The sequence below is a fragment of the Clostridium sartagoforme AAU1 genome (genome assembly GCF_000401215.1).
GTDB classification, from domain to species: Bacteria; Bacillota; Clostridia; order Clostridiales; family Clostridiaceae; genus Clostridium; species Clostridium sartagoforme.
In genome coordinates, this window is record NZ_ASRV01000051.1 from 1 (window position 1) to 13,196 (window position 13,196).

General features: G+C 27.8%; 15 protein-coding genes. All 15 read right to left on the reverse strand.

Annotated elements, in window-relative coordinates; translation table 11 throughout:
* Positions 1-63: 63 nt before the first annotated feature.
* Positions 64-1,059: an NAD(P)H-dependent glycerol-3-phosphate dehydrogenase gene (locus A500_RS04665; protein WP_016206433.1), complete on the reverse strand. Its 996-nt coding sequence runs from the start codon at positions 1,057-1,059 to the stop codon at positions 64-66.
* A 2-nt stretch (positions 1,060-1,061) separates the two neighbouring features.
* Positions 1,062-2,378, reverse strand: a complete 1,317-nt coding sequence (der, locus tag A500_RS04670) for a ribosome biogenesis GTPase Der (RefSeq protein ID WP_016206434.1) — start codon at positions 2,376-2,378, stop codon at positions 1,062-1,064.
* Positions 2,378-3,712, reverse strand: a complete 1,335-nt coding sequence (locus A500_RS04675; RefSeq protein WP_016206435.1) for a DUF512 domain-containing protein — start codon at positions 3,710-3,712, stop codon at positions 2,378-2,380. The genes der and A500_RS04675 overlap by 1 nt, the downstream gene beginning before the upstream one ends.
* Positions 3,713-3,956: 244 nt before the next feature.
* Positions 3,957-4,613 carry a phosphate signaling complex protein PhoU gene (phoU, locus tag A500_RS04680; protein WP_016206436.1) on the reverse strand — a complete coding sequence of 219 codons (657 nt, stop codon included), beginning with the start codon at positions 4,611-4,613 and terminating at the stop codon, positions 3,957-3,959.
* A gap of 22 nt (positions 4,614-4,635) precedes the next feature.
* On the reverse strand, positions 4,636-5,385 hold the full coding sequence (gene pstB, locus A500_RS04685; protein ID WP_016206437.1) for a phosphate ABC transporter ATP-binding protein PstB: 750 nt from the start codon (positions 5,383-5,385) through the stop codon (positions 4,636-4,638).
* Positions 5,386-5,419: 34 nt separating this feature from the next.
* On the reverse strand, positions 5,420-6,244 hold the full coding sequence (gene pstA / locus A500_RS04690) for a phosphate ABC transporter permease PstA (protein ID WP_016206438.1): 825 nt from the start codon (positions 6,242-6,244) through the stop codon (positions 5,420-5,422).
* Between the two features lie 2 nt (positions 6,245-6,246).
* Entirely contained in the window at positions 6,247-7,134 is an 888-nt protein-coding gene (gene pstC, locus A500_RS04695; protein ID WP_016206439.1) for a phosphate ABC transporter permease subunit PstC, read from the reverse strand.
* A gap of 60 nt (positions 7,135-7,194) precedes the next feature.
* Complete coding sequence (locus A500_RS04700) at positions 7,195-8,049, reverse strand: phosphate ABC transporter substrate-binding protein (protein WP_016206440.1); 855 nt, start codon at positions 8,047-8,049, stop codon at positions 7,195-7,197.
* Positions 8,050-8,247: 198 nt separating this feature from the next.
* Entirely contained in the window at positions 8,248-8,556 is a 309-nt protein-coding gene (locus A500_RS21875; protein ID WP_341349938.1) for a sensor histidine kinase, read from the reverse strand.
* 11 nt (positions 8,557-8,567) lie between these two features.
* On the reverse strand, positions 8,568-9,944 hold the full coding sequence (locus A500_RS04705) for a sensor histidine kinase (protein WP_341349939.1): 1,377 nt from the start codon (positions 9,942-9,944) through the stop codon (positions 8,568-8,570).
* A gap of 5 nt (positions 9,945-9,949) precedes the next feature.
* Positions 9,950-10,648, reverse strand: a complete 699-nt coding sequence (locus A500_RS04710; protein WP_016206441.1) for a winged helix-turn-helix domain-containing protein — start codon at positions 10,646-10,648, stop codon at positions 9,950-9,952.
* Between the two features lie 12 nt (positions 10,649-10,660).
* Entirely contained in the window at positions 10,661-11,398 is a 738-nt protein-coding gene (pgeF, locus tag A500_RS04715) for a peptidoglycan editing factor PgeF (protein WP_016206442.1), read from the reverse strand.
* 154 nt (positions 11,399-11,552) lie between these two features.
* Positions 11,553-12,008 carry a transcriptional regulator NrdR gene (gene nrdR / locus A500_RS04720; RefSeq protein WP_016206443.1) on the reverse strand — a complete coding sequence of 152 codons (456 nt, stop codon included), beginning with the start codon at positions 12,006-12,008 and terminating at the stop codon, positions 11,553-11,555.
* An 83-nt stretch (positions 12,009-12,091) separates the two neighbouring features.
* On the reverse strand, positions 12,092-12,409 hold the full coding sequence (locus A500_RS04725) for a YlmC/YmxH family sporulation protein (protein WP_016206444.1): 318 nt from the start codon (positions 12,407-12,409) through the stop codon (positions 12,092-12,094).
* 96 nt (positions 12,410-12,505) lie between these two features.
* A partial coding sequence (sigG, locus tag A500_RS04730; protein WP_016206445.1) for an RNA polymerase sporulation sigma factor SigG occupies positions 12,506-13,196 on the reverse strand: 691 nt, incomplete at its 5' end.

Sequence of the window (13,196 nt, forward strand, 5' to 3'; positions counted from 1 at the left end):
ATTAATAAAAAAAGAAAAAGCTCCCTTAGGAGCTTTTAAAATAAATTAAATCAATACTTATTTTTAGTATATTTCGCTTTTTCTTTCTCTTTCCATTAAATCTATTACTGCATCTTTAGGATTCTTTTCTTCAAATAATATTTTATACAAAACATCTGTTATAGGCATTTCAATATTTAATTTTTCTTTTAACTCATAGAAGGATCTACATGCTTTAATTCCTTCTACTACCATTCCTACTTCTTTTATAGCTTCGTCAGTTGTTTTTCCTGTACCTATTAAATAACCTGCTTTTCTATTTCTAGAATGAAGACTAGTACAAGTAACTATTAAATCTCCCATACCAGTAAGTCCAAGGAAAGTTTCAGCTTTACCACCAAGCTTAACTCCTATCCTAACGATTTCAGCCATACCTCTTGTCATAAGTGCTGCTTTTGAATTATCCCCATATCCAATTCCATCACAAACTCCTGCTGCCAATGCAATTATATTTTTAACTGCACCACCAATTTCAACGCCTATCAAATCTTCATTAGTATAAACCCTAAAATTGATACTTATAAATAAATCTTGAACTTTTTTAGCTGCATCTAAATGATGTGAAGCTACTACTACAGTTGTTGGAATATCAAAAGCTACTTCTTCAGCATGACTAGGCCCGGATAAAATTACCACTTTATTATTTGGTAATTCCTCTTCTATAACTTGAGATAATCTTAAATTGCTTCCTTCTTCAATTCCTTTAGCTATACTTATAATTATAACATCTTTTTTTATCTTATTTTTTAACGATTTTGCTACTACTCTTATAGCATGTGAAGGTACAGCTAAAACTATAAACTCTGTATTTTCTATAGCTTCATCTAAATTAATATAAGCAGTGACATTTTCAGGTATATGTAAATCTTTAATATATCTATCATTTCTTCTATTTATATTAATATCATTAACTGTATTTTTTTCTCTATCATATACACTAACCTTATTACCTTTATTAGCCAACAGTATTCCTAGCGCAGTACCAAAACTACCTCCTCCTAAAAAGGTCACATTACTCATTATTATTCCTTCCTTTCTCTATATTCTATTTGAATACCAGTTCCACTAAAATCAAAACTTTCCCTTAATTGATTTTCAAGATATCTTTCGTAAGAAAAATGTGATGCACTTGAATCATTAACAAAGAATATAAACTTCGGTGGTTTTGATGCAACTTGAGTTGCATAATAAATCTTCATCCTTTTAAGACCTACTATTGGTGGTTCTTTCATAAGAACAGCTTTATTTATAACTTCATTTAATATTCCAGTAGGGATTCTCTTTGAATAATTATCATAACATTCTCTTGCTATTTCTAAAACCTTATGTGCTCTTTGACCAGTTTTTGCAGATATAAATAAGTATTTTGCATACTTTAAAAACTTAAGACTCATTTGTAAATCTTCTTTATATCTTTGCATAGTTTTATCATCTTTTTCTATCAAGTCCCACTTGTTAACTATAACCATAATAGCTTTGTTCATTTCATGAGCATAACCTATTATTTTTTCATCTTGTTCAGTTATTCCTTCAGTAGCATCAATCATTAATATACATACATCTGCTCTTTCTATTGCAGTATATGTTCTGATTACAGAGTATCTTTCTATTTCTTCCTTAACTTTACTTTTTCTCCTAAGTCCTGCTGTATCTACTAAAATAAATTTTCCATGTTCAGTTTCTAATGTACTATCTATGGAATCCCTTGTTGTTCCAGGTATATCCGAAACTATTAATCTTTCTTCTCCAAGCAGTCTATTTATTAATGATGATTTACCAACATTAGGTTTTCCTATCATTGCTATTCTAATAAAATCATCTTCTTCATCTTCTTCATTATATTTATCAAAATTTTCAACTATTCTATCTAGCATATCTCCTAGTCCTAATCCTTGAGATGCTGATATGGTTACTGGATCTCCAATTCCTAAATTATAAAATTCCCAAGCATTTTCTTCTTCTTTTAAAGAATCAACTTTATTAACAACTAAAACAACTTCTTTTTTACTTTTTCTAAGCATACTTGCAACTTCATGGTCAGCAGGAGTTAATCCTTCTTTTCCATCAACAACAAACACTATAACATCAGCTGTTTCAATAGCTATATTTGCTTGTCTTCTCATTTGCTTAACTATTATGTCTTCTCTTTCAGGTTCTATACCACCAGTATCTATCATTGTAAAATTGTACTTAAGCCATTCAGCTTGAGCATATACTCTATCTCTTGTAACTCCTGGTGTATCCTGAACTATAGATATTCTATGTCCTGCCAATCTATTGAATAAAGTGGATTTACCTACATTTGGTCTTCCAACTATAGCAACTATCGGTTTACCCATTATTTTTCCTCCTCACAATTTTCATTTATTATATCAATAAGGTCATCTCCTGTATAATCACAAACTATAACCTTAATTCCAAGGGCTTTTTCTAAATCTTCTATTCTTAAATCATCCAACATAATCATATCTGCTGGGCCAAGTTCATATCCTTTTCTAAACATATTACTTGGCATAATTAAATAATCTGTTTCTATTTTTCCTTTTAATTGATCTATTATATCAGTTCCAGTTAAAAGTCCTGCTACTGTTATAGTATTTCCAAAGAAATTATTAATAATTTTATATACATCAATCTTAATATTTGGATTATGTCTTTTTATATTGTTTGCACATTTTTTTATTTCTTCATATGCAAGTTCCCCAGTAACCATTGAAAAACTACCCTTACGGTTTTTATCTAGGAATTCTAAAGAGTTTTGAGTAACTTCCCTAAAATATCTTATCATTCCTACACCATCTTCTAGTTGTTCATATTCTGAGTAAAATTCATCATTTGGAACATCTAAACCTGCTACTAAATAAAATTCATCAGATAATCTCACAAAAGGAGTACCTGTTTCTTCTACAAATCTTCTTTGAAGATCTTGTACCATCATAATTTCATTTTTTGCAGTTTCATTTGTAAATGTATCTACATGTGGAAGATTTTCTCTAAACTTAGTTATACCTATAGGTACAACTGCTATATTCTTTACATATGGATGCAGTTCATATAAATCAATAATAGTTTTTCTTAATTCTTCACCATTATTTACGTTAGGTATGCATACTATTTGTGCATGCATTACAATTTCTGCATCTCTTAACTTTTTAAGTCTTTCCATTATGCTTCCTGCAAATCTATTTTTTAGCATTTTCACTCTTAATTCTGGATTAGTAGTATGTACAGAAATGTTTATAGGACTTATTTTATATCTTATTATTCTATCGATATCTTCGTCCTTCATATTTGTTAACGTAACAAAGTTTCCTTGTAAAAAGGATAATCTTGAATCATCATCTTTGAAATATAATGTATTTCTCATACCTTTTGGAAGTTGATCAATAAAGCAAAACATACAATTATTTGAACATCTTTTAGCTTTATCCATTATTCCACCATCAAATTCAATACCTAAATCTTCTCCATATTCCTTTTCAATTTCATATTCCCAAACTTCTCCATCAGGTTTTTCAATTTCTAGAAGTACTTCTTCATCTGCTGCTAAAAATTTATAATCTATGATATCATCTATGGGTGTACCATTAATTGATATTAATACATCATTAACCTCTATTCCAACCTCTTCTGCAATACTTCCAAGGTCTACCTTTTTAATTAGATTTTTCATTTTTTCACCTCAATATTTTAAAAAGTATCTTTATATTATGTCATTTTATATAATAATTTTCCCCATATATAAACGAAATTATCTAAGATTCTTATTTATTAAGTTCTTTATATTTAAGTTGTTACCTTTTTTATATTAAATCGCAATTCACCTAATTATAATCATCACTTGATGTTATATTACATTAATAATAATATCTAGTCAATAAAAAACATCCCTATCATTAGGGATGTTTTTTATTTATTTATTCATTTAAGTCAACATAATTACCCTCTTTTGAAAAAATTATCCATTCACATATATTAGTTACATGATCTCCAATTCTCTCTAAATACTTTGATGCAAATAATATTTGTGTCCCTTGATTTATCATTGATTCATCTTTACCCATTTTCTTTAGTACTATTTCAAACATTCCTTGATAAATTTCATCTACTCTATCATCCATATCACAAATTTCATATGCTGCCTTCTCGTCTCCATTTACATATGCTTCAATTGAAAGTTTTATCATATTTGTAACTATGTCTACTATTTGCCAAACTGGTGCTATTTCATTTGAAAAATTAACACCTTTAACTCTTGGAACTATCTTGCAAATATCTACTGCATAATCTGCCATTCTTTCAAGATCTGTAACTATTTTAGTTGTAGTATATATACTTCTTAAATCCCTTGCAAGCGGCGACTCAGTAGCCATGAACTTAATACATTTTTCTTCTATTTCTTTTTGAAGATTATCTACTTTATCATCATCTTTCATAACTTTTTTTGATAATTCTAAATTTTGATCCTTAAGTGCCGTCATGCTATCATATATTTGTTTTTCAACCAGGCTTGCCATTTCAATAAGTTCAGAATTTAAAAGCTTTATCTTGTTGCTCATTACTTCTCTCATCATTTCAAATCACCTCTTATATATTTTAACCAAATCTTCCAGTAATATAATCTTCTGTTCTTTTGTCTTTAGGTTTATAGAATATATCTTCAGTATCTCCGTATTCTACTATTTCACCATTTAAGAAAAATGCTGTCTTATCAGCAATTCTTCCTGCTTGCTGCATATTATGAGTTACAATAATAACTGTGTACTTCTTTTTTAGCTCCTCCATCAATTCCTCCATTTTATTTGTGGATATAGGATCTAAGGCAGAGGTCGGTTCATCCATTAATATGATTTCTGGTGAAACTGCTATAGTTCTAGCTATACATAATCTTTGTTGCTGTCCTCCTGATAAACCTAAAGCACTTTTTTTAAGTCTATCTTTGACTTCATCCCAAAGAGCTGAACCTTTTAAACTCTTTTCCACTATCATGTCTAATGTTTTTTTATCTTTTATTCCGTGAAGTCTAGGTCCATAGGCTATGTTATCATAAATCGACATAGGGAATGGATTGGGTTTTTGGAATACCATTCCTATTTTTGTTCTTAATGCAATAACATCCTTACTCTTATATATATCTTCTCCATCTACAGATATTTCTCCATCTATTTTTACATTATCTATTAAATCATTCATTCTATTTAATGTTCTTAAAAAAGTTGATTTTCCGCATCCAGAAGGGCCTATAAATGCAGTAACTTTATTGGCTTCTAAATCTATACTTATATTTTTTAATGCTTGGTTATCACCATAATATAAATTTAAATTTCTAACTTTAATTTTAGGCATTATTTCATTTGACATACTTACACCTCTTAGTTTTTTAATAATTTGCCTTGCTAAACTTTTTGGTTATAATCTTAGCTATAATATTTAAAATCAATATAATAATTATTAAAACTATTCCAACAGCTGCTGCTTGTTCTATATTACCAGCTTCTTGAGTTACTAAATATGATTGCACCGTCAGTGTTCTGGCACTAGACATGATTCCCTTAGGCATTTTTGCAACAGTTCCTGCAGTTAAAAGTATTGCAGCTGATTCTCCAACCACACGTCCTACTGAAAGTATAACTCCAACTAATATTCCTGGAATAGCACTTGGTACTATAACTTTATACAGTGTTTGAAACCTTGTTGCTCCAAGTCCTAGTGAAGCCTCTTTATATGAAGATGGAACTGATTTTAAAGCTTCTTCTGTTGTTCTTATTATTACTGGTAATATTATTATTGCAACAGTTAAGGATCCCGCTAATAAAGAATATCCAAATTTTAATGTTACAACAAAAAATATTGATCCAAATAATCCATATACAATAGATGGAATTCCAGATAAGCTTTCAGTTGCAAACCTTATTATCTTTACAATTTTTCCTTGTTTTGCATACTCTGTTAAATAAATTGCTGCTAATACTCCTATTGGAGTAGCTACTAATATGGATATAAACACAGTATACAAAGTGGCTACTATCATGGGCAATATTCCCCCATCGCCTGATGCTGAATAATTTTTTGTTATAAAGTCTATGCTTATATGTTTATATCCCTTAACAAATATAAATCCTAATATAAATATTAATACTCCAACTGTAATTCCAGCTGAAATCCATAATAATAACTTTAGAATATTTTCTCTAAATTTTCTCATATCTATTTACCTTCCTTATTAGAAAGTTTACTTAATATTAAATTTAATAATAATATAAATAAAAATAATATAACTCCTGTTGCAAATAACATTTCTTGATGTGTTCCAAATGCATAACCCATTTCTAAGGCAATATTAGTTGTTAAAGGTCTTACAGAATCCATTATAGATTTTGGAATTATAGCCGAGTTTCCTGCTACTAATATTATTGCCATAGTTTCACCAATTGCTCTTCCTATTCCAAGAACAACTGCTGCTAAAATACCAGACCTTGCAGCTGGAACAACAACTTTAAAAGTTGTTTCTATATGTGATGCACCAAGTGCTAATGATCCCTCTTTATATGATTTAGGAACTGACCTAATTGCAGTTTCCGAAACTGTTATTATAGTTGGTAACATCATAACTGATAAAACAATTATAATTGCTAAAAGACTTTGGCCCTTTGGAAGATTAAAAGTATTCATAATCCATGGCACTACTACTGCTAATCCAAATACTCCATATAAAACCGATGGAATTCCTGCTAAAAGTTCAACTGCTCCTGATATTATCTTACCTACTTTTTTGGGTGCGATCTCTGCTATAAATATAGCTGTTAGTATTCCAATAGGTACTCCTATAACAAGTGATCCCAATGTTCCAAATATAGATGCAAGTACCATCGGTAAGACTCCAAACTTATCTGAACCTGGTACCCATACTGATCCAAATATAAAATTCTTAAATGAATATCCCTTACTTATAAAAGGATTTAACCCTTTAAAAAACACAAATCCTATAATTAACAATAAACTTATTACTGCAATAAGAGCACTTCCAAAAAATATCGCTTTTGATACATTTTCTATTACATACTTGCTATTGTTATTTTTTTTTACGTTTAACATGATTACCCTCTCCTATGAAAGTAAGAATGCCCAATAATGAGCATTCTTAATAACTCAAAGTTATTTAACTGGAATTAACTTATTTTCTTTAACTATTGTTTGACCTACATCACTTAAGATAAAATCAATTAATTTTTGACCATTATCTGTTAACTTTCCTTCCTTTGTTGCTAATAAAAACGGCCTAGATATTTTATATTCTCCTGATTTCACTAAATCTGCTTTCGGCTCTATATTTTCAACATTCACAATATTTACTTTATCATCTAAGTATTCAAAAGAGACAAATCCTATTGCATTTTCATTTCCTGCTACTGTTTCTTTTAAACCACCATTACCATTAGAAATCATTGCATCTGCTTTTAATTCTTCTGATTTGTATCCAACTATTTCTTGGAAAGCATCTCTTGTTCCTGATCCTTCTTCTCTTGAGGCAACAACTATAGGTGCATCCTTTCCACCCTCAATTTCTTTCCAGTTAGTTATCTTCCCTGTATATATTCCTTTTATTTGCTCTAATGTTATATTTTTAATTACGTTATTCTTATTTGTTATTATTGCTATACCATCATATGCTATAATTGTTGGTTTTACTTCTTTTTCTTCTTCTGATTTTAATTCTCTTGAAGACATTCCTATTTCTGATACTCCGTTTATAGCATCTTTAATCCCAGCTGAAGATCCTACTTGATTTATTTCTATAGATACATTGTTATTGTCTATTTCATACTTCTCTGCAATTTTTTCCATTAATGGTCCAACTGACGTTGAGCCTGAAACTGATATTGTTACTGACTTTTCTGAAGAGTTATTATTTGTATTTGAGTCTCCTTCTTTTCCACATCCCATAAATACTCCTGATGCCATAGAAACTAATAAAGCTGTACATATTATCTTTAAACTTTTTCTTTTCATAAATTTCCCCTCCAAATTAATAATTTAAATTTATTATTTTTTATTAATTTTCCTTACATATTTATATTAGTCCCTAAAAGTTAAGTAAATATTAGCTTAATGTTAAGAAAAGTTATGAAATTGTTAAATGAAATTTAAACAAGCTTATTTTAATGTATAAAAAAAGAAAAGACTTACAACATCTTTTCTTTTTTATATTTAATCATTCAATTTTATAGGTCTTCTTAACCTAATTGTAAATTTAGTTCCTTTATTTAATGTAGAATTAACAAAAATTTCTCCATTAAACATTTTAACTATATGCTTGACTATAGCTAATCCTAACCCCGTACCGCCTTTTGCTCTTGATTTATCAACTCTATAAAATCTTTCAAATATTCTTGGTAAATCCTCTTTTGGTATTCCTATTCCATTATCTTCTACTTCTATGTATGTATAATCATTTACATTATAAATTTTTATCTTTATATTTGTTTCATTATTTGAGTATTTAATAGCATTCTCCACTAGATTTAATATCATTTGGAAAATTTATCCCTATCTCCAATTAAATTCTTAGTTGCCTTATTTATAAATTCTATTTCTATATTTTTATTATTCATTTGAGGAGTAACCATATTTATTACATCTTCTATAACTTCTTTTGGATTAAATGTTTCTTCCTTCATTCTATGATTGTTTTCAATATTAGAAAGAATTAAAATATCATTTATTAAATTTGTTAATCTTTCTGCTTCTTTGTCTATTATATCCAAAAATTTATTTTTAGTATCTATATCTTCAACAAATTTTAAAGTTTCTGCAAAACCTTTTATTGAAGTTAATGGAGTTTTTAGTTCGTGAGAAACATTAGCTACAAACTGACTCCTAATATTCTCTAATCTTTTAATATCTGTTATATCTAATACTGTTATAACTACACCTATTGGTATTTTTTTATCATTTATTATCGGTGCCTTTTTAATTCTCAGCTCCCTTGGTATAGGATGTATTAATTTTATTTCCTTCATTTCTATAAACGGTACATTTTTCATAAATGTTAGTATATCATAATCTATTATATACTCCGATATCTTTTCTCCTATAATATCCTTTTTTATTCCAAATAAATTTTTAGCATATGGATTTATTAAAATTACGTTTTGTTTATTATCTACTGCTATTACTCCACTTTCCATACTTTCTAAAATAGCTTCTAATTTATTTCGTTTATCTAGAGAATCACTTATTTTAGCTTGAAGTTGATCTGCCATATTATTAAAAGTACTTGCTAATGATCCAATTTCATCATTTGTAAATATACTTACTCTTCTTCCATAATCACCATTAGCAATTTTATTAGTTACTATTTCTAGTTCTTTAACTGGATAAATTACAGCTCTTACTAATTTTAATGATAGCCCTAAAGATAATAAAATGACAAATACTATTACAATAGAATAGTACTTAATATAATCTTCAGAAAATAACTTTATTGTATATAATGAAACTGAAGATCTTATTATTGTATTATCATCAATTCTCGTTGCATAATAAATTACATTTGTATTTTCTGTATTACTATATCTTGTTGAAGAAGCTTCTCCATTTTTAAATGCTCCTATTACTTCTTCTCTATTTAAATGATTTTCAAGATTTTTATTATCCGTATCTTTTACTACAGTTCCTTCCTTATCTACAAAAGTGAATCTTACTTTTGAATTGTTTATAGTAAAGTTCTTTAAATTATTCTCATCAAAGTTATTTGATTTTATAACCAAATTATTATAAACAGCTAGAATCTCTTTAGTTCTATCTATTTCTTTAAAGTTTACTAGTGCTATAAAAGAGCAAGTCACAATAATTAAAGCAAAAATTACAGTTATCAATGATGATGCTAATATTCTTTTTCTCATAATTCTTAGTTATTAGGATTAAATCTATACCCTACTCCCCTTATAGTTTCTATTAGTTTTGGATTTTTATCATCTTCTTCTACCTTTTTTCTTAGATATCTTATGTGCACATCTACTGTTCTTGTTTCTCCAACATATTCATATCCCCAAATTTTATCTAGAAGAGTTTCTCTTGTTAATATTTTCCCTCTATTCTTAACCAATATTTCTAACAACTCAAATTCTTTTAATGTTAAATCTATTTTTTTATCAAATATAAAGACATCTCTTCTATCAAAATTTATTAAAATTCCATTTGATTTATATACTTCTTCACTTCCTTCTACCGATTTTATTCTTCTTAAGACAGCCTTTATTCTCGCTAATAATTCTCTTATTGAAAATGGCTTTGTAATATAATCGTCAGCACCAAGCTCTAACCCTAGTATTTTATCTAATTCTTCACCCTTTGCAGTTAACATTATAACTGAGATATCTTTGGTTTCATTGTCATTTCTAATTGATTTACATACGTCAAATCCATCTAATCCTGGAATCATTAGATCAAGTAGCATAAGATTTGGTTTTTCTTCTCTAGCGATTCTTACAGCGTCTATTCCATTATTGGCAGTTATAACCTTATACCCTGAATTTGTCAAATTATAGCTTATAAGCTCCACTATATGATCTTCATCATCTACAACTAATATTTTTTCTTTTGACATTAATACCCCTCCCTACTTTATAAAAGTAAATGAAAATAATCTTCCATAAGTACCTTCTGATTTTCTATATGAGTATAATTTTGTATCTCTTTCACAATGAGTGCATAAATTAAGTGAATATATATTGTCTTCATTAATTCCAAAATTTCTTATATCATTTAATATACATTCTTGCATACTTAATTTTCTTCCATCAAATAGTTTATATTCATCAATCTTTGTCTTTAAAAGAAATTTTTCTTTTAACTCTTCAGAAACTTCATAACAGCATTTTCTTATATGTGGTCCTATAAATACTTTTGTTTCATTTTTATTTATATTGAACCCCTCTTCAATTTTTGATAATGTTTTTAAAACTATTGAATTATATGTTCCTTTCCAACCACTATGAATAGCTGCTATAACATTACTTTTTTCATCAGCTATAATAATTGGAACACAATCTGCTGTAAACACTCCAATTGCTACATTTAATTCATCCGTAATTAAGGAATCCCCTTCTTCTTCTTTAATATTTGTATAACTTTCATCATATATATAAGCTTTATCACTATGAATTTGGTTAAGATAAATAACATCTTGTAACCTGAATTCATTTTTTATACTATTTAAATTATCTATTCCATAACTGGTATTTCTATTAAAACTTCTATCTTTTTCAGCTGTTGAAAATGCTAAAGTTATTTTTCCAAGATTATAAATCAAAAAGTCTTTTCTTTTCTCAAAATCACATATAGATAAGTTAACCATATAGTCACCTCTTTACTTCATTTTAATACATTTTACCATTTATTAATTATATTTTCTATTTCTTTTGCTAACCAAAGTTATATTTTAACTTACTTTTAACTAAAAAAATTAACTTAAAATAGAAAATGAAGAATTCCTATTTTAAGTTAATTTTTTATTTTGTAGAAACTAAACTTTTTATTTCTTCTAAAAAAGTGTTTATATCTTTAAATTGTCTATAAACAGATGCAAATCTCACATAAGATATTTCATCTATTTCTTTAAGTCTTTCCATAACCATTTCGCCTATACTTTTAGAGTCTACCTCAGTTATCATCTTATTAGAAATAGCTTTTTCTATATCCTCGGCTAATTCTTCAATTTGTTTCCTTGATATAGGTCTTTTTTGACAAGCTATTATAAGTCCATTTACTATTTTTTCTTTATTAAAATTCTCTCTCGTTGAATCTCTTTTAATAACTAGTATTGGAATATCTTCAACTTTTTCATACGTTGTATATCTTTTATTACATCGTAAGCATTCTCTTCTTCTTCTAATAGTAGTATTATCATCTGTTGATCTTGAATCTACTACTTTACTTTCTTCAAATGAGCAAAAGGGACATCTCATCTTCTTATTCACGCCTTTCCTAAGTATTATCTTAAGTATATATAGATTATACAGATTTTTTTTTACTATTACTAGATGTTATTTTATAAATTAAATTTATCTATATCTGTACTATCAACTAATATGACCTCTATTCCTGCTTTTTTAACTTTGCTCCATGGTATTTCTAAATCTTCTTCTTTACTGAACCAGCCTTTAGCAGTCCCTGGTAATATAATAGATATTACCTTACTTTCTGAAATATCTATAACAAAATCTTTAATATATCCCATCTTTGATCCTGTTTTAATATCTATTACTTCCATAGTTCTAAGCGCATTTAATGAGTGTAATAAAAAGTCTTCTTCTTCCATTTGTGAATATTCTTCATTTTCAATTTTCATACCATCAAATAATCCCATAAAATATCCTCCCTTAATAAGTTATAACTATTTTAATATTTATATTATAGCTTGTACATTGTGTAGCTATTTTAAAAGAGCTCTTATAAAAGAGCTCTATACATATTTCCTCATATGTTTTAAAGCGGTTTTTTCTAATCTTGATACTTGTGCTTGAGATATTCCTATTTCATCTGCAACTTCCATTTGAGTTCTTCCATTAAAAAACCTTAAGGTTAATATTAATTTTTCTCTATCATTTAATTTTTTCATTGCTTCTTTAATAGATATGTTTTCAAGCCAATTTTCATCACTATTTTTAGAATCGCTTATTTGATCCATAACATATATTGCATCCCCACTATCATGATATATTGGTTCAAATAATGATACTGGATCTTGAATAGCATCTAATGCAAATACTACTTCTTCTCTTGGCAAATTAAGTTCTTTCGCTATTTGTGATACTGTTGGTTCTTTATTATTATCTTTTACCAACCTATCTCTAACTAATAACGCCTTATAAGCTATATCTCTTAAAGATCTACTTACCCTTATTGAATTATTGTCTCTTAAATATCTTCTTATTTCACCTATTATCATCGGTACTGCATAAGTTGAAAATTTAACATTTTGACCTAAATCAAAATTATCTATAGCTTTCATTAATCCTATGCATCCAACCTGAAATAGATCATCAACATTTTCACCTCTATTATTAAATCTTTGTATAACACTTAAAACTAATCTTAAATTGCCCTTAATAAATATTTCTCTAGCGCTTTTATCCCCATCTCTCATTCTTAAA